The sequence below is a fragment of the Streptomyces sp. NPDC012888 genome, from assembly GCF_042900645.1.
GTDB lineage: Bacteria > Actinomycetota > Actinomycetes > Streptomycetales > Streptomycetaceae > Streptomyces.
Genome location: NZ_JBIBBM010000015.1, coordinates 194,781 through 212,126 on the forward strand (window position 1 = coordinate 194,781; position 17,346 = coordinate 212,126).

Annotated in this window: 19 protein-coding genes; 10 read left to right on the forward strand and 9 right to left on the reverse strand. The window is 72.6% G+C overall.

Features of this window, described 5'->3' with window-relative positions; genetic code table 11:
• Positions 1-119 precede the first annotated feature (119 nt).
• The gene (locus ACFY61_RS25090; protein WP_389475280.1) at positions 120-452 is read left to right on the forward strand and encodes a metal-sensitive transcriptional regulator; all 333 of its coding nucleotides are present in this window, start codon (positions 120-122) and stop codon (positions 450-452) included.
• Between the two features lie 33 nt (positions 453-485).
• On the opposite strand, the gene ACFY61_RS25095 is transcribed toward ACFY61_RS25090, so the two are convergent.
• Both ACFY61_RS25095 and ACFY61_RS25100 read right to left on the reverse strand, forming a co-directional pair.
• The gene (locus ACFY61_RS25095; RefSeq protein WP_389475338.1) at positions 486-626 is read right to left on the reverse strand and encodes a hypothetical protein; all 141 of its coding nucleotides are present in this window, start codon (positions 624-626) and stop codon (positions 486-488) included.
• 195 nt (positions 627-821) lie between these two features.
• Positions 822-1,655: a hypothetical protein gene (locus ACFY61_RS25100; RefSeq protein WP_389475282.1), complete on the reverse strand. Its 834-nt coding sequence runs from the start codon at positions 1,653-1,655 to the stop codon at positions 822-824.
• A 142-nt stretch (positions 1,656-1,797) separates the two neighbouring features.
• Here ACFY61_RS25100 and ACFY61_RS25105 point away from each other — a divergent pair, with 142 nt between their 5' ends.
• Together ACFY61_RS25105 and ACFY61_RS25110 are read left to right on the forward strand one after the other, a co-directional pair.
• Positions 1,798-1,989: a hypothetical protein gene (locus ACFY61_RS25105; RefSeq protein ID WP_389475284.1), complete on the forward strand. Its 192-nt coding sequence runs from the start codon at positions 1,798-1,800 to the stop codon at positions 1,987-1,989.
• Positions 1,990-2,049: 60 nt separating this feature from the next.
• Entirely contained in the window at positions 2,050-2,283 is a 234-nt protein-coding gene (locus ACFY61_RS25110; protein WP_389475286.1) for a hypothetical protein, read from the forward strand.
• 21 nt (positions 2,284-2,304) lie between these two features.
• Here ACFY61_RS25110 and ACFY61_RS25115 read toward each other — a convergent pair whose 3' ends face one another.
• From ACFY61_RS25115 to ACFY61_RS25135, 5 genes are all read right to left on the reverse strand, one after another.
• Entirely contained in the window at positions 2,305-2,997 is a 693-nt protein-coding gene (locus tag ACFY61_RS25115) for a phosphatase PAP2 family protein (protein WP_389475288.1), read from the reverse strand.
• Positions 2,998-3,185: 188 nt separating this feature from the next.
• Entirely contained in the window at positions 3,186-4,217 is a 1,032-nt protein-coding gene (locus ACFY61_RS25120; RefSeq protein WP_389475334.1) for an NlpC/P60 family protein, read from the reverse strand.
• Positions 4,218-4,290: 73 nt separating this feature from the next.
• Positions 4,291-5,940, reverse strand: a complete 1,650-nt coding sequence (locus ACFY61_RS25125; RefSeq protein WP_389475290.1) for a serine/threonine-protein kinase — start codon at positions 5,938-5,940, stop codon at positions 4,291-4,293.
• Between the two features lie 63 nt (positions 5,941-6,003).
• Positions 6,004-6,810 (reverse strand): thioesterase family protein, encoded by an 807-nt coding sequence (locus ACFY61_RS25130; protein ID WP_389475292.1) that lies wholly within the window; start codon positions 6,808-6,810, stop codon positions 6,004-6,006.
• Positions 6,811-6,851: 41 nt separating this feature from the next.
• A complete protein-coding gene (locus ACFY61_RS25135) occupies positions 6,852-7,460 on the reverse strand; it encodes a LysE family translocator (RefSeq protein WP_389475294.1) in 609 nt (202 codons plus the stop codon).
• Between the two features lie 92 nt (positions 7,461-7,552).
• Here ACFY61_RS25135 and ACFY61_RS25140 point away from each other — a divergent pair, with 92 nt between their 5' ends.
• Positions 7,553-8,386 (forward strand): pentapeptide repeat-containing protein, encoded by an 834-nt coding sequence (locus ACFY61_RS25140; protein ID WP_389475296.1) that lies wholly within the window; start codon positions 7,553-7,555, stop codon positions 8,384-8,386.
• A gap of 151 nt (positions 8,387-8,537) precedes the next feature.
• Here ACFY61_RS25140 and ACFY61_RS25145 read toward each other — a convergent pair whose 3' ends face one another.
• Positions 8,538-9,125 (reverse strand): hypothetical protein, encoded by a 588-nt coding sequence (locus ACFY61_RS25145; RefSeq protein WP_389475298.1) that lies wholly within the window; start codon positions 9,123-9,125, stop codon positions 8,538-8,540.
• Positions 9,126-9,494: 369 nt separating this feature from the next.
• Here ACFY61_RS25145 and ACFY61_RS25150 point away from each other — a divergent pair, with 369 nt between their 5' ends.
• The 6 genes from ACFY61_RS25150 (at position 9,495) to ACFY61_RS25175 (ending at position 16,641) form a co-directional block, all read left to right on the forward strand.
• The gene (locus ACFY61_RS25150; RefSeq protein ID WP_008742356.1) at positions 9,495-9,803 is read left to right on the forward strand and encodes a hypothetical protein; all 309 of its coding nucleotides are present in this window, start codon (positions 9,495-9,497) and stop codon (positions 9,801-9,803) included.
• Positions 9,804-9,897: 94 nt separating this feature from the next.
• Entirely contained in the window at positions 9,898-10,725 is an 828-nt protein-coding gene (locus tag ACFY61_RS25155; protein ID WP_389475300.1) for a hypothetical protein, read from the forward strand.
• Positions 10,715-12,034: a hypothetical protein gene (locus tag ACFY61_RS25160; RefSeq protein WP_389475302.1), complete on the forward strand. Its 1,320-nt coding sequence runs from the start codon at positions 10,715-10,717 to the stop codon at positions 12,032-12,034. The genes ACFY61_RS25155 and ACFY61_RS25160 overlap by 11 nt, the downstream gene beginning before the upstream one ends.
• Positions 12,031-13,593, forward strand: coding sequence for an SCO6880 family protein (locus ACFY61_RS25165; RefSeq protein WP_389475304.1), 1,563 nt, complete (start codon positions 12,031-12,033; stop codon positions 13,591-13,593). The genes ACFY61_RS25160 and ACFY61_RS25165 overlap by 4 nt, the downstream gene beginning before the upstream one ends.
• 17 nt (positions 13,594-13,610) lie before the next feature.
• Positions 13,611-15,026 (forward strand): ATP-binding protein, encoded by a 1,416-nt coding sequence (locus ACFY61_RS25170; protein ID WP_389475306.1) that lies wholly within the window; start codon positions 13,611-13,613, stop codon positions 15,024-15,026.
• Between the two features lies 1 nt (position 15,027).
• On the forward strand, positions 15,028-16,641 hold the full coding sequence (locus ACFY61_RS25175) for a type VI secretion protein (protein WP_389475308.1): 1,614 nt from the start codon (positions 15,028-15,030) through the stop codon (positions 16,639-16,641).
• A gap of 29 nt (positions 16,642-16,670) precedes the next feature.
• On the opposite strand, the gene ACFY61_RS25180 is transcribed toward ACFY61_RS25175, so the two are convergent.
• Positions 16,671-17,228, reverse strand: a complete 558-nt coding sequence (locus tag ACFY61_RS25180) for a GNAT family N-acetyltransferase (protein ID WP_389475336.1) — start codon at positions 17,226-17,228, stop codon at positions 16,671-16,673.
• Positions 17,229-17,346 lie beyond the last annotated feature (118 nt).

The following is a 17,346-nucleotide window of genomic DNA, read 5'->3' on the forward strand; positions in this document are numbered from 1 at the left end:
GGGTACGGGCCCCGCCACTCCTGGTGAAGCCCGCTACCCTATACCCATGAGGGGTATGTCACCGGGAGGCGGCGGAGGCCCGCCCCGGAGGCCCCTCACCCACGGAAACGGGAGGACGCATGACGACCACCGAGAGCGAGACCGGCACCCCCGCCGAGCCGGCCGGCGTCCACCACGGCTACCACCACCAGAAGGCGGAGCACCTCAAGCGGCTCCGCCGGATCGAGGGCCAGATCCGCGGCCTGCAGCGGCTCGTCGACGAGGACGTCTACTGCATCGACATACTCACCCAGGTCTCGGCCAGCACGAAGGCGCTCCAGTCCTTCGCCCTCCAGCTGCTGGAGGAGCACCTGCGGCACTGCGTGGCCGACGCGGCGGTCAAGGGCGGGGACGAGATCGACGCGAAGGTCGAGGAGGCCACCAAGGCCATCGCCCGGCTGCTGCGCACCTGAGCCGGCGCGTACGGCGGGGCCCGGCGTACGGCGTCACCCGCCCCAGGCGGCACCCGCCCCGAGCAGCACCTCGTCGATCCGGTCCTGGCTGAGCCGGTCCTCCAGCGCCGCGGACGCCGCGATGATCAGTTCGCCGCACAGCTCGATCTCGGCGAGAGCCACGTGGTCATGCACCGCCGTTCCGCCTCCGGGAGTCACGCGCGTCTCACCTCTCTCTGCCGGCTACCGGAATCGGGTTCTCAGCGTAGGGAGGCCCCGACGGCGCGCGCATGACACGGATGGACCATTTCCGGATACCACCCTGGCCAGAACCCGCCCGCCCGGCCCACCGGGCAACCGGTCGGCCGGTCACCCGGCGCACCCGCTCCGCTACTCGGCGATCTTGCCGGCGTAGATGTCGGCGCCGTCCGGCAGCACCACGGTCACCGGAGTCCCGAACCCGTACAGCAGGGTGGTCGAGGAGACGTCGATCGGCCCGTCGTTGACGTAGCTGAACCGGTGCCGGACCTTCCGGAGCCGACCGTCCTCGTCCAGGTAGGCGTCGAAGGGGACCGTGTCCTTGCTGAACCCTTTCGCCGCGGCCTCCAGCGCTCCACGCAGGTGCGCGGGGGCGCTCCGCGCGGCCCGTGCGATGTCGGTGGTGCCCCGGTAGTGCCGGACCTTCGTCCCGGACAGCTCGGTCTCCCCGACGTACGTCACCCCGTCCGCCGCCCGCAGCAGCTCGGCGGCGGCCAGCGGGTCGGTGGCCCCGCCGGTGACCAGGTTGCCGTCCGCGAGGGTGGTGGTGTCGACCCGTACCCACTTGTCCTCCGGGACCCCGGCGCCCCGGTTCTTCATGTACAGCGCGCCGGGCGTCAGCAGCTCCGTGATCGGGCGGTGCCCGGGCTTGCCGGTGACGTCGGCCGGCAGCATCACCAGCAGCTGCCCCATCCGGTTGCGGAAGTCGACCCCGCCCTCGCCGCGGATGGTGACCCGGGTGCCGCCGGTGGCCATCTCCATCGCCGTACGGGCGCGGGCGCTGCCCGACCGGGCGAGCACGTCCGCCGCCGCCCGCACGGCCGCCGTCCCGTCGGCCGCCGACGGTTCGCTCTCGCCGCAGCCGGCGATCGCCGTCACGGCCAGTACCGTCGCGGCCGCCGTGAGGGGGACCGCGACGACGGGCCCCCGGTCCCGGCCACCGCGCCTCTGCTGGTGCACCACCATCGCCTGCCAACCCCCAACGCATGAACGCCGCTTGTCCGAGGCCCCACCCGTTCCGCTTAACGACACCCCTGGGTGCCCGTCACGGTCCGCCGAACGAGATGCACCTCATCGGGAACACGGCCGACCCGGTACCGTGGGGAACGTGGAATCGCACACCCGATTGCAGCCCGCTCTTCCGCTTGGGGCCGTACCGGCCCAGCCCGGCCTCCACGTCACCGAAACCGCCGAACGCGGGTCGTTCGCCGTCGCGCAGTGCAGCTGCGGCTGGCGCGGCCCGGCCCGCCGCTCCCGCGACAAGGCCCGCGACGACGCCTCCCGCCACCCCGCCGCCTGACCTTCACCCGTCCGGCCCACCCGGGTGGCCCCGCCGCGCCCGGGGCGCTGCGCTGTACACATGCCGCCACGACTGGGGCGCCGCGGTGCGGTGCTCGCCTGGACCCTGCTGTTCGCCGCGGTCCCGGCCGCGGTGGCCCGGGCCGGACCCGTCGGCACGGCTGACGGCCCGGGCGACGTGGCCCTGGCCATCGGCACGACCACCGCGGCGGCGGCCGCCACCGGGCTGTGGCTGCGCGCCCGCTACCGCCGGGACCGCGACGACGACGAGGGCCCCGGCGACGGCACCCCCTGACCCGGGCCGCGCCGTGCCGCCTCAGGCGGCCAGGTCGCTCTCGCGCGCCGCGGCGGCCCGGGGCAGGTCCACGGGCTGCGCGGGGGCGCACCCCCTGGCCCGTACGAGCCACCCGACGCGGCGCGAGGCGGCGAGTGCCCGCGCCGGCGGGGTCAGCAGGGCCATGGCGAGCGGGGCGAGGAGCAGCACCACGGCGGTGCCGAGCGCGAGTCCGCCGACCACGTCGGTCGGGTAGTGCTCGCCGGTGTAGACCTTGCACAGGCCCACGGCCAGGGCCAGGCCGATCCCGGCGAAGCCGAGCTTGCGGTTGGCCATGAACAGGCCGACGCCCAGGGCCATGGCGAGGGCGGCGTGGTCGCTGACGAAGGAGAAGTCGTGCCTGCCCGAGGCGAGCACCTCCAGTCCGCCATGCTGACGGAAGGGGCGGGGCCGGGCGACGAACTCGCGCAGCGGGACGTTGAGCAGCAACGCGATCGCGGCGGCGAGCGGAGCCCACACCAGGGCGGCGAAGCCTTCTGCGGCGGCGGGCGCGGGCCGCTTCCTGACGCCGCGCCAGCACCACAGCACGAGCAGGACGAGCGCCGTGAGCAGCCCGTACTCACCGGCGGCGGCGACGGCGCGGTCGAGCCAGTCCGGGGCGCGCTGGGCCAACCCGTTGATCCCGTACAGCAGGCTGACGTCCATGTTCGGCCCACCGGTCGCGAGTCCAGCCATGGTGTTGCGACCCCTTGCCTTGCTCGGTCCCCTGTGGCGCACGCCGCTGTGCGCCCCTTAGACCCCCCCGGTGATCATCCCCCGTGCCCATGGAACGCCCGTTCTGGCGCGTACGTTCCACTCTCCACCGAATGATCACCCCAACGTTATCGAAGAGTGACTCATCGTCGCAGCTCAAGGCCTTTGCATCACGGAGCGTTGCCGGCACCGGTGTTGGGGGTCGTGGGCGCCGGCTTCTGACGGACCGGCAGGGCCTCCGCCCCGTCCCTGGTGACCCGGGTGGCACCGAAGTAGTCGGGGGTGTCGATCTTGTCGAACCGGATCACCGCGCCGGTGTACGGGGCGTTGATCATGTACCCGCCGCCGACGTAGAGGCCGACGTGCCGGATCGCCCGGGAGTTCGTCGGATCGTCGGAGAAGAACACCAGGTCGCCGGGGAGCAGTTCGTCCCGCGAAGGATGCGACCCGGCGTTGTACTGGTCGTTCGCCACCCGCGGCAGCCTGATCCCCACCGTCTCGTAGGCGGCCTGCGTCAACCCGGAACAGTCGAACCGCCCACCGTCCTCGACCCCGCCCTCCCCGCCCCACAGGTAGGGCTTCCCGAGCTGCTTCTGCGCGAAGTAGATCGCCCCGGCCGCCTGCTGAGAGGGCGCCACCCGCCCGACGGGCCGCTCGAAGCTCCTGGCCAGCGTGATGATCTTCTTGACGTAGCCCTGGGTCTCCGGATACGGCGGCACACCGCCGTACTTCTTCACCGCGCCGGCCCCCGCGTTGTACGCGGCCAGCATGTTCGCCGTCGGGTCACCGGGGACCTTGCCGACGTACCTGGCGAGTTCGCAGTCGTACGAGGCGGCCGACGGGATCGCGTCGTTGGGATCCCAGATGTCCCGGTCCCCGTCGCCGTCCCCGTCGATCCCGTGGGTGGCCCAGGTACCCGGGATGAACTGGGCGATGCCGCGGGCGTCGGCCGGACTGACGATGTCCGGGTCCCACCCGCTCTCCGAGTACAGCTGGGCGGCGAGCAGCGCCGGGGTCACGGCAGGGCAGAGGTTGCCCCACTTCTGCACCAGCGCCTGGTACTTCGACGGCACCGCTCCGGGCGCGAGACCGACCAGCCGGCCACCGGCCCCGCCCGCGATGCCGGCCGCCGCCGAGTACGTGCCGACGACGAGCAGGGCGATGAAGCCCAGGCACAGCCCCACGCCGATCCCGCCGGCCACCCAGACCTTGCGCACCCGTCAACCCTCCCCCATCGCCCGTCCCTTCACAGTACGTCCGGGACCCGTGTCGCCGTCAGGTCGCAAACCCGTCGCACAGGATGCTCTTGTACTCCGTGTCCGACTTCGCGTGGTGGAACACCACCGTCCACTCCCCGCGCATCGAGTCGAGCGGCGGAGCGGGGATCACCTTGCCGCTGCTGGTGCGCATGGAGAAGTCGTCCGGGTAGGTCAGCGCCTTCCACTCCTTCTCGTCCCCGGCGAACAGGTTCTGCGCCTTGGCCACGAAGCCCAGCTGCTCGTTGTTGAGCTCGGTGCCCAGCCGCCCCTGGTCGTCGGTCTCGTAAGGCGGCTTCACGGCGACGGCCACGTAGTAGGGCTCGTTGTTCGGCGTCTCGTACTTGAGTCGGAACTCGACCTTCGCCGAACCCTTCGACAACACCTTCAGGTGGTCGGTCTCCGGGGTGGTGATCGCCGTCTGGAACTGCGGGACGACGTCCCCCTCGACGAACGAGTCGCACCTGCCCCTGACCGCGTTCCAGTGGTGCACGTCCTTGCCCTTGGCGCGGATGTAGGTGGGAGGTCCCGCCGGCGACGCGGTGGGCCCGGCCGATCCCTGCGGAGTGCCGCCGACGCCGGGCGTCTGCGCGGCCGGGCTCCTTCCTCCTGCCGCGTCGGCACCCGAGCCGCCCTCGCCCCCGTCGAGGGGCAGCTGCCACACGGCCACCCCGCCGAGCACCGCCGCGACCGTACCCGCGGCCACCCACCGCCCGGTGCGCCGGCGGCGGTCCGGGGCGGACGTCGGCGACCCCGCGTGGGTCGGGGTGTACCCGTACCCGGGTCCTTGGGTCCGCATCTCGTGTACGGGAACGGGTGCCGCCAGCGACCCCAGCCCCTGGTAGACGGGATCGTCCACCAACGGGACCCGCACCGCACAGCGACGGATGATCTCCGCCGGGTCGGGACGCGCTCCCGGATCCTTCTCCACGCAGGCCCGGATCAGTTCGGCGAGCTCCGGTTCGACGCCGGTCACGTCGATCGCCTCGTGCACCGCGCGGTAACTCACGGTCGCCGCATCGCCCACCCCGAACGGCGGGCGACCGGTGGCGGCGTACGCCATCGTCGCTCCGAGGGCGAAGACGTCGGCAGGGTCCCCGCCGCTCTCGCCCCGGACGAGCACCTCCGGTGCGGTGTACCCGGGCGTCCCGGGAGCCTGACCCTCGTGGGTCAGCATGGTCGCCCCGACGCCCTTGGCTATGCCGAAGTCGATCAGCTGCGGCCCCTGCGCCCCCAGGATCACGTTCTGCGGCTTCAGGTCCCGGTGCGTCACCCCGTACGCGTGGACGCTGGCCAGCCCCTCCGCCAGCGCCGCGAACAGCCGGCGGCAGGTGTCGGCCGGCAGGGCGCCGTGGCGGGACACCGCGTGGGCGAGCGTCGGGCCGGCCACGTACTCCGTGGCCAGCCAGTACGGCGGGGCCGCCAGCGACGCGTCGATCAGGTTCGCCGTGTACGCCGACCGCACCGCCCGCACCGTCTCCGCCTCCCGGCGGAACCGGGCCAGCGCCTCCGGGTGGCCGGTGATCTCGTCGCGGATCACCTTCACCGCGACCAGCCGCCCGCCCGGCGACCGCGCGAGGTACACCTGCCCCATACCGCCGGCCCCCAGCCGGGCCAGCAGCGCGTGCGCGCCGATCTGCGCGGGGTCGGTGTCCTTCAGTGCCTCCATCCCGCCGAGCCTGCCACACCGACTTCCCACATCGGCAAGGGGGTTGGGCTAGCGGCACGCCCGTCAGCGCGGGGCCACGTACAGGCTCTGCGCGCCGCGGCCGATCGGGCCCTTCTCGTCGTGCAGGAGGGAGTCCGCCAGGCCGATGCCGCCGGGGTCCACGCTCGTCCGCGCCTGCACGCACACCCACTCGCCCACCGGGTAACGGTGCAGATGGACCGTCAGGTCGCTGTTGACGAAGACGTACCGGCGGATGTCCAGCACCGCGCTGACCCCGTTGCCGGAGTCCGCCGCCACCAGCACCCGGTCCGCCGCCCCCGGCTCCTCCCCGGCGATCAGCGGCACCCTCATCCGCATCCAGCACGCGCCCGGGCCGGGCTGGAGGAACGCCCCCTCGGCGAACCGGGTCTCCACCGCCGTGTGGTAGCCGACGTCCCACGGCACCGGGAAGAACGGGGTCTGCGCCACCTCCCCCGGCGCCGGCAGCACCGGCCCGGGCAACACAGCCGGAACCGCCCCCTCCGCGACCCGCACACGCAGCACCCGCGCCAGCATCACCGGCGCGTCCGCCCCCTCGGGCACCAGCGACGCCTCGACCACCTCGGTGCTGCGCCCCGCCCGGAGCACCGACGTGGCGACGGTCAGCCCGCCGATCGGCACCGGGCGCAGCACCTCGTACGTGACGCGCGCGATCCGCATGTCCGTACGGGCACCCGGCCGCTCCTCGACCGCCCGCCCGAGCAGGGCGGCGGGCGGGCCCGCGTGCTGCACGCCCGGGTCCCAGGGCCCCCGGGTGTACTCGGTGGCGGCGAACCGCCCGGCCCCGTCGATCCGCTCGTAGAACGCTTCACCCGCTGCGGCTGCACCCATACCCGGAACGCTACCCACAGGTAACCCGGGGCGGAAGGGCGTCAGCGCGCGAAGCCCAGGCCCACCCCCAGCCCCACCAGCACCGACCCGATCGCCCGGTTCAGCGCCTTCTGCGCCCGCAGCATCCGCTCCCGCAGCCGCGCGTTCGAGAAGAACAGCGCGACCGCGCCGAACCACCCCAGGTGCGCCGCCGACATGAACAGCCCGTACCCAGCCTGCTGCCACACCGGCGTGCCGGGCTCGACCACCTGCGTGAACGTGGCCACGACGAACAGCGTGGTCTTCGGGTTCAGCACGTTCGTCAGGAACCCCGAACGCAGCGCGCCAAGCGGGGTCAGCCCCGGCGCCGCCTCCAGGTCGACGGTCACCTCGGCCCGGGCCCGGAAGGTCCGGACGCCGACGTAGACGAGATAGGCCGCGCCCGCCAGCTTGATCGCGGTGAACAGGGCCGTGGAGGAGGCGATCAGCAGCCCCACCCCGAGCATGGTGTACGAGACGTGCACCAGCACCCCCGCCGCCACCCCGGCCGCCGCCAGCAGACCGGTCCGCCTCCCGTACAGGTAGCTGTTGCGCACCACCATCGCGAAGTCCGCACCCGGACTGATCACGGCGAGCACGGTGATGACTGCGACTGCGATCACTTCTGTCATGAACGCGATGCTCACCCGAGCGGCCCGCCCGATCAAGCCCCGCCGCCCGTCCCCGCCCTCCGGATCCGGGCCACCGCGCCCGACCGGTGACAATGGGAGGCGTGAGCTCCACCGCCCGGCCCGCGCTGCCCCTCCTCCACGCCGACTGCGAGAACTGTTTCGCGCTCTGCTGCGTCGCCCTGCCCTTCGCCAAGTCCGCCGACTTCGCCGTGGACAAGTCCGCCGGAACCCCCTGCTCCAACCTCCGGCAGGACTTCCGCTGCGGCATCCACGCCGGGCTCCGCGACCGCGGCTTCTCCGGCTGCACCGTCTTCGACTGCTTCGGCGCCGGCCAGCAGATCTCCCAGGTCACCTTCGGCGGCCGCGACTGGCGCACCCACCCCGGGACCGCCCGCGCCATGTTCGAGGCATTCCCGGTCATGCGCCAGCTGCACGAGCTGCTCTTCTACGTCGACCAGGCCCTCGCCCACCCGGCCGCCCGGCCCGTCCACGCCCAGCTCCGCCGCGCCCTCGCCGAGACCGAGGAACTCACCCGGGCCGACGCCGCCACCCTCGCCGCCGCCGACGTACCCGCCCTGCGGGCCCAGATCAACACCCTGCTGCTCAGGACCAGCGAACTCGTCCGCGCCAAGGTCCCCGGCCGGAAGAAGAACCACCGCGGAGCCGACCTGATGGGCGCCCGCCTCGCCGGAGCCGACCTGCGCGGGGCCAACCTGCGCGGCGCCTACCTGATCGCCGCCGACCTCACCCGGGCCGACCTGCGCACCGCCGACCTGATCGGCGCCGACTTCCGCGACGCCGACCTCAGCGGAGCCGACCTCACCGGCAGCATCTTCTGCACCCAGGCCCAGCTCAACGCCGCCCGCGGCTCCGCCGCCACCCGCATCCCGCCCGGCCTCACCCGCCCCGCGCACTGGACGGCGTAGGCCGGCACGGCGGAGGCGGAACGGGCGCGCACCGAACTGACGTGCGCCCCTCGCACACCCGGCCGGGGTGCCGTGCACCAGCCCGCGCACCGGACGGGCGGGCACGGGCACGGCACCCGCGGGGCTCAGACGCGGCTCCGGCGGGGCCCGCTCAGGCGGGCCGGACCAGCGCCGTCCAGCCGGTCGGGCAGATCAGCGTCGCGGTGACGCACCGGTTCTCGTAGACGTCGCCCTTCTTCGTCAGCACCTTCACGTACAGCGTGTCGGCCGTGGCGACGATGGAGACGCCACAGGCGTGCTTGCGGGGGAAGCCCGGGTTCTGCACACCCGACAGCAGCCGCCACTCGTAGGGAGTGGCGGGCGTCAGACGCCGCCCGACGTAGATGTTGCGGCCGCTCAGCACCGCCGAGTACTCGACGACCGCGAGCAACGTCGAGTCGATGTCCCTGCACACCACGGCGGGGGACGCCTCACGGCACTTCTTCGGCGGAGCGGGCTGCGCCACCTTGGCGGCCGGCCCGGCGGCCTTGACCGGCTTCACCGGCTTCCCCGGCTTCGCCGGCTGCACGGTCTTCGGCGCACCGTTCACCGGCTTGACCGCCTTCGTGTCACACCGGGTGTCCACCGGCTCGTGGTCCGAGGCCGCGGCCGGCGCCGTGAACCCGGCGAGCGCGAAGACCAGCGGCAGCGCCACCCCACCGGCGAACCGGGCACGCCGACCCTTCGATGCAAAACCCATCCCGTTTGCTCCTTGCGTCGTACGACGAACCGAACGCGGTGGAGCATCCCCCGCGCACCGGCGCGCAGATGGAATGACTGACGGAATGTCGGACAAGTGTCAGCGGGTTGGTGCAACGACACGCCGTCCCGCTGGGCCGAACGGCGGCCCCCCGGCCGAGCGTGCGCCGGTCCCACCGTCATTGCCCGGCGTCACCCCCCGTGATACACAAAGTGACGGACGGTGACGAAGTGCGTCCAGGCGGCGAGAACAGGTAAAGGAAGCCGCCAAGTCGACATACGCCGACGGTTTCATCAGGGAAGATAGTGCCTGACCCCCTGCCAACGGGCACGGGGTGACGGAACTACCCATACAGGGGCGGTGAGTTACATGATCCTGGCAGCCGAAAAGGGCGACATCACCACCATCATCGGCGGAATCGCCCCGAACTGGGGGCCGTTCGGCAGTCTCGGCAACGAAGCGAAGGTCATGATCGAGGTGGTCATGGCCGTCGCCATCCTCCTCTGCCTCGGTATCGCCATCTGGGGCGCGGCCAAGCAGCGCATCGGCGCGACCGCCCTGCGCGACACCTTCAGCGCGGAACAGGGCAAGGGCCTGATCGTCGCCGGCCTCACCGGCGTCTTCATCATCGGGTCCCTCGGCACCCTCTTCACCATCGTCTACGGAATGGCCGTCTAGCCCTCCGCCGTCCGCTCCGCCCGCTGAGGTTGCGCTTCCTGATGACGACTCACCACACGCTACCGTCGTACGACGCGGAGGGGGCGGACAAGGAATGACGGACGACGAGCGGCACGACCCGTACAGCACGCTGGGCGGCACGCGGCAGACCCGCACCCGCCTGCCCGAGCCCGCGGGCGACCCCTACGGGGGCGCCCGCCGCCCGGCCCGGTCCTCGCGCGGGCTGGTGACGGTCGTGGGCGTGGTGGTCCTGCTGATCGCCGCGATCGCCTTCGCCAACCAGAGCGGTGACGATCCGTCGGAAGGCTCCGACCAGGACGTTCCGACGGCGTCCCCGACCGCACCGACGGGCGTCCGCCCGGTGGACGGCAAGAACGGCGGCATCCCGTCGGGCTTCGCCCAGACGGAACAGGGCGCCCAGTCCGCGGCCGCCAACTACGTCGCCGCCCTCGGCTCCGACGCCATGTTCGACACGACGCGCCGCCAGGCCATCGTGCAGGCCGTCTACCTGCCCGACGTTGCCGCGGCCAACCAGGCTGCACTCGACCAGCAGTACAGGGATCCGGAGTTCCTGGCCAGGATCGGCCTGGACGCCAACGGCAAGGCGCCGAAGGGGCTGACCTTCGTCTCGCGGACCAACCCCGTCGGCACGAAGACCGAGCGCTACAACGGCGACACGGCCTCCGTGTCCGTGTGGCACTCCGCGCTGTTCGGTCTGGCTGGTGAGGGTTCCCGGAACCCGGTCTCGGAGAGCTGGTACACCAACACGCTCGAGCTCCGGTGGATCAACGGGGACTGGCGCATCGCCTCCTTCACGCAGAAGGACGGCCCGGCCCCGGTGGGGCGCGACCAGGCGGCCGCCTCGGCTGAGGACATGGCCGCAGCCGTCTCCCAGTTCGGGGGGTTCACCTATGCGCGCTGACCGTCGCGCCGTCTCCGTCACCGCCATCCTGGCAACGGTGCAGGCCGCCGTCATCCTCCTGGCCACCCGGGCGTGGGCAGCCCCCAGCCCCACCCCCACACCAACGCCGCAGCCGAGCAACAACCCCTGTGACCTGATCCGCGGCCCCGCCAAGGAGTACTGCGAACGCGGCGAACGCGTAGGCGGCGGCACCACCCAGCCCGGCATCGGCGGACCCGCCGACCCCGCCGACGCGCTGAACCCCCTCGCCGCCCTCGCCAAGGGCTGCGCCGACGCCGCCGTCTGGATCGTCACCGAGCTCAGCAAGATCGTGAAGGGCACCTCGGACGTCGACTTCACCGACGCGGGCTTCCTCAAGCACTACGCCATCGTCTTCGCCGCCTCCACCGTCCTCACCCTCCTCATCTGGCTCCTCGCCGTCGCCAAGCGCGCCATCCGCGGCGTCCCCTTCGCCACCGCCATGTCCGAGGCCGTCGGCTTCCTCTGGCTGACCGTCCTCGCCTCCGCCTTCACCCCCCTGGTCCTGCACGTCGTCGTCAGCGCCACCGACGGCATCTCCGAGACCATCGCCTCCGCCACCGGCAACCAGAGCGACGTCTTCTTCGGCTCGTTCGTCGAGGCCCTGAAGAAGGGCGACGGCATCGGCGGCGGGCCGATCATGCTGATCGTCGTCTCCCTCGTCACCATCCTCGCCGCCGGCATCCTCGCCCTGGAACTGGTCATCCGCGCCGCCCTGCTCTACGTCGGCGCCCTCCTCGGCGTCGTCGTCTACGCCGGGCTCGTCGACCGCAACCTCTGGGGCCACGTCCGCCGCTGGGCCGGCATCATGCTCGCCGTCATCCTCGTCAAGCCGGTCATCGTCATCGTGCTCGGCCTCGCCGGCGCCCTCGCCGGCAAGGAAGGCCCCGACGCCTTCTCCGCCGTCGTCTCCGGCCTCGCCATCATCCTGCTGGCCATCTTCGCCTCCGCGATGATCTACCGCTTCGTACCCGGCTTCGGCGACGAGATCGCCTCCGCCCGCGCGGGCCGCAAACAGGCCACCGACGGCGCCCAGGCCGCGGCCGTCATCAGCTCCCCGGCCTCCCTCGTCTCCCAGGGCATCAAGACCCACAGCAGCCGCAGCGGCGGCGGCGCCCACCGCGCCGACGGCGGCGGCAGCCCCGTCCCCGCCAACCAGATCTCCGGAGGCGTGGCCGCCCACAGCAGCCGCTCCTCCGGCGGCGGAGCCGGCGGCGGAACTGTCCCCTCCGCCGCACCCCCGCCCCGCCAGAGCACGAGCACCAGGAACACAGGAGGTGACGGGCGTTGACGACCCAGTCCCACCAGATCCACCCGGTCGCGCCCCGCCGCACGTACCTCATCGGCCGGGCCCGGCCGAACGCGATCGTCGGCAAGAACCGCGAGACGGGCGAGATCGCCCTCATCATCGCCGGCGGCTTCCTCGGCATGATGAGCGGACTGCTCGTCCCCTCCCTCACCCTGCGCATCGTCACCCTCGTCGGCTTCCCGGTGCTCGCCCTGGCCGCCGTCTACGTCCCCTACCGCGGCCGCACCTTCTACAAGTGGTTCGAGATCAACCGCTCCTTCAAGCGCACCCTGCGCCGCGGCACCACCTACCGCTCGGCCGCCATGGAAGCCGGCACCCGCGCCGCCGACGGCCGCGAGGTCGAGATCGGCCCGCCCCCCGGCATCGGCCGGATCAACTGGCTCGCCGCCCCCTTCGGCCCCGACGAGATCGCCGTCCTCCTGCACGCCGACCGCCGGACCGTCACCGCGGCCATCGAGATCGAAGGACCCGGCGTCGGCCTGCGCGACAGCGAGGACCAGGAAGCCCTCGTCGACCGCTTCGGCACCCTCCTCAAGCACGTCGCCAACGGCGACGGCTTCGTCACCCGCCTCCAGATGCTCGCCCGCACCCTGCCCGCCGACCCCGACGCCCACGCCAAGGACGTCGCCCAGCGCGGCGACCCCACCGCCCCCGGCTGGCTCCGCGACTCCTACGACCAGCTCCAGTCCATGGTGTCCACCTCCTCCGAGCAGCACCGCGCCTACCTGGTCGCCTGCATGCACTACACCCGCGAGCTCGCCGCCGAGGCCCACACCATCGCCCGAGCCACCAGCGCCCAGCGCGGCCGCAAGCTCGACAAGGACGCCGGCCTCGCCGTCGTCATGGCCCGCGAGCTCACCGACATCTGCGCCCGCCTCGCCGAGGCCGACATCCGCGTCCGCCAGCCCCTCGGCCAGGGCCGGCTCGCCTCCCTCGTCCACTCCATGTACGACCCCGACCACCCCATCGACCACATCCAGGCCATGACCAAGCGCAACGCCTGGCCCGCCGAACTCGACGCGGTGGAACCCACCTACCTCCAGGCCAAGACCCGCGAGTCCGCCACCCGCGCCCCCTGGTGCCACGCCACCGCCTGGGTCAAGGAATGGCCGATGACCCCGGTGGGCGTGAACTTCCTCGCCCCCCTCCTCGTCCACACCCCGGACGTGATCCGCACGGTCGCCGTCACCATGGACCTCGAACCCACCGAGATCGCCATCGAGCGCATGCTCACCGAGAAGACGAACGACGAGGCCGACGCCTCCCGCGCCGCCAAGATGAACCGCACCGTCGACCCCCGCGACATCGCCGCGCACGGCCGGCTCGACCAGCGGGGTGAAGATCTCGCCAGCGGTGCGGCCGGAGTCAACCTGGTCGGGTACATCACGGTGTCCTCACGTTCGCCCGAAGCCCTCGCCCGCGACAAGCGGACGATCCGCGCCTCGGCCGGCAAGTCCTACCTCAAGCTGGAGTGGTGCGACCGCGAGCACCACCGTGCCTTCGTCAACACCCTGCCGTTCGCGACCGGCATCCGACGCTAGCTGGAGGGCAGTGCCGCATGCGAGACCCGCTGTCCGCCATCACCGAGGCGTTCACCAGCTTCCTCTTCGGGAAGGTGGAGACCACACGCCTGCCCGTCCGCACCTCCACCGGCCAGGCCCAGGCCGTCTACCTGCCCACCGCCGCCCCCGGCCTCGGCGACTCCGGCGTCATCATCGGCCGCGAGGTCTACAGCGGCAAGGGCTACATCTACGACCCCTTCCAGCTGTACGGCCAGCAGCTCCCCGCCCCCCACTGGCTCGTCCTCGGCGAGTCCGGCAACGGCAAGTCCGCCCTGGAGAAGACGTACGTCCTGCGCCAGCTCCGGTTCCGCGACCGGCAGGTCGTCGTACTCGACGCCCAGGGCGAGGACGGCGTCGGCGAGTGGAACCTCATCGCCCAGCAGCTGGGGATAACGCCCATCCGGCTCGACCCGGTGGCCGCCCTCGACGGGGGCATCAAGCTCAACCCCCTCGACCCGGCCATCACCACCACCGGCCAGCTGGCCCTGCTCCGCACCATCATCGAGGTGGCCACCGGACACGGCCTGGACGAGCGCGCCGGCTTCGCCCTCAAGGTCGCCCACGCCCACGTCAACGACACCATCCGCGACCGCCAGCCCGTCCTCACCGACATCGTCGAACAGCTCCGCCACCCCGAAGCGGAATCCGCCGAGTCGATGAACGTGGGGATAGACGACGTACGCGCCTGGGGCCTGGACGTCGCCCTCGTCCTCGACCGGCTCGTCGACGGCGACCTGCGCGGCATGTTCGACGGCCCGACCTCCGTCGGCATCGACCTCGACGCCCCGCTGATCGTCTTCGACCTCTCCCACATCGACCGCAACTCCATCGCCATGCCCATCCTCATGGCGATCGTCGGCGTGTGGCTGGAGCACACCTGGATCCGCCCCGACCGGAAGAAGCGCATCTTCCTGGTCGAGGAGGCCTGGCACATCATCAACAGCCCGTTCGTCGCCCAGCTCTTCCAGCGGCTCCTCAAGTTCGGCCGCCGCCTCGGCCTGTCCTTCGTCGCCGTCGTCCACCACCTCTCCGACGTGGTCGACGGCGCCGCGGCCCGGGAAGCCGCGGCCATCCTCAAGATGGCCTCCACCCGGACCATCTACGCCCAGAAGGCGGACGAGGCCCGGGCCACCGGCCGCGTCCTCGGCCTGCCCCGCTGGGCCGTCGAGATCATCCCCACCCTCACCCCCGGCATCGCGGTCTGGGACGTCAACGGCAATGTCCAGGTAGTGAAACACCTGATCACAGAAGCGGAACGACCCCTGGTCTACACGGACCGCGCGATGACAGAATCCGCGACGCCGCCCTCACATCTCCCCGAGGACATGCTGGCGGCCGAACTGGAGGCGGAGGAACGCGCCATGTACATCGAGAGACACCGCAACGGCGGGGCCGGGACCACGGTGGCCTGACATGCCCGGTGCGACGCCGCAGCCCCGGCCCGCCCAGCGCGGAGTCCCCGACTCCCTGCTGGTGGGGCTGCTCGCCTTCCTGCTGGGCCTCGCGGCCCTCGTCTGGTCCTCGACCGGCCTGTCGGCCTGGCTCGCCCACGGCACCTGGCCGGACACCGTCACCTTCGGCCGCACCCCCGAAGCCGTCCGGTCACTGATAGCGCAACCGCACGACATGGCCGCCGCCTGGCCGGAGACCGCCCCGGCGGCCCTCTCGGGCTGGGGCCTGTTCTGGGGGCTGTTCATCAGCCAGCTGCTGGTGCTCTTCGTGCTGACCGTCTTCGGCATCGGCGTCGTCGCCCGCACCAAGGCCCGCCGCGCCCGCGCCCGCCACGCAGCCCTCACACCGGACCCGGTCCCGGTCCCGGACCAGCACCAGGAAGCGCGCCCCGACCCGGCCCCGGCCGCCGAGACCGCCCCGGCCCCGCAGCACGCGCCGGCACCCGCCACCCCGGCCGCACCAGCCACCCCGGACCGCGCAACGGCACCCCTACCGTCCAGCGACGAACCCCCCGTGCCGGTCCCCAGCGGCTACGAACCCGCGGCCGCGTACGGATCCCAGCCCACCGAACCGGCCCGCGCGGCCGTACCCCGTCCCTCCGACGAGGCCTACCGCTACGGCTTCGGCTACGCCCCGACCCCCGCGGCGCCCCCGGCCCGGCTCGCCTACGCCGGCCCGGCCGAACGGCACCACGCGGCCGCCCGCCGCATCCGCGAGGCCGAGGGCGCGGCCCTCGTCGTCACCTCCTCCCCCACCCTGTGGAAGGAGACCAAGGACGCCCGGGCCAAGCTCGGCCCGGTCCTGCTCTACGACCCTTCGCACCTCTGCGACAGCCCGGCCCGGCTCCACTGGAACCCGGCCGAGGACTGCGCCGACCGCGACGCCGCCGCGGCCCGCGCGGTGGCCCTGCTGGCCCCCGTACGCCCCCAGGCCCGCATCGACGCCGCCCTCGCCGACACGGCGGAAACGCTCCTGCGCAGCTGGCTCCACGCCTCGGCGCTCGCCGACCGCCCGTTCAAGCAGGTGCACCGCTGGGCCCAGGGCACGGGAGCCCAGGAACCCGTACAGATCCTCCGCACCCACCCCAAGGCGGCTCCGGGCTCCGCCGGCGAGCTGGAGAGCGCACTGACCGCGCACCCGGAACGCCGCGAGCTGGCCCAGCAGTTGACCGCCCGGGCGCTGTCCAGCCTCGGCTCGATCCACATCCGTGAGTCCTGCAACGGCAATCGAACGGATTCGCTCGCCCTGGCATCTTTTCTGAACGAAGGGGGCAGCCTCTATCTGGTGGGTGAACCCCTCGAGGACCCCCGGGCCCACCCGGGTGCGATGCCCCTGCTGACCGCACTCGCTTCCAGCGTGGTCGAGCACGGCCGTCGCATGGCCGCACGGTCATCCCACGGTCGGCTCGACCCACCACTGTCGCTGGTCCTGGACGACGTGGCCGCGGTCGCCCCGATCCCCCAGCTCCCCGACCTGCTCGCGGACACCGCTCTGCCGCTGCTGGCCCTGTGCCGCAGCCGCGAACAGGCCCGCTCCCGCTGGCCGGAGGCCGAGGCCGCGCTCCCGAGCCGCTAGTCGGCAGCCGCTTCCCGCGGCGGGGCCGTTCAGGGACGGGGACGGGGGAAGGCGTACTCCAGCTCCTTGGCCAAGGGGTCCGTCTCCATCGGCACGACCTGCCCGGTGGGCCGGAAGCCGGCGCGGCGGTAGAAGGCCGCTGCCCGGTCGTTCCGCTCGTGCACGTACAGCCGCACCCGCCGGAGCAGGGGCTCGTCCAGCGACCAGGCCCACTCCAGCGCGGCTTCGAACAGGGCGCCGGCCAGGCCGGTACCCCGCTGTCCGGGCCGCACGTACACGCCGACCAGGTGGCCCTGGTCGAAGTCCGTCGCCCCGCCGAAGATGTCGTCGTCGCCGGCCCGCTCCACGAGGACCGTCACGGACCCGTCCCAGCTGCCGTCCGGCGCCTCGGCCACGAACTGGTGGATGCTGCCGCCGTAGGCCGCCCCGGCAGCCCGGTCCTGCCAGAACGTGTCGGGCCGGGCGCGGGCCGACTCCAGGTCGTCGAGGAAGGCGATGGGGGCCGCCGGGTCAGCGAGCGCGGCGAGCCGGAGTTCCTTCACCTGCTCCCACTCGTCGGCGCGTACGGGACGTATCACGTGCTGAATGGTCATGGCCGGAGTCTAGCCAGAAACGCAGAAAAGCCCCGTACCAGATCTCTCGATCGGTACGGGGCTTCCCGCAATGATTGTTCGGCGGCGTCCTACTCTCCCACAGGGTCCCCCC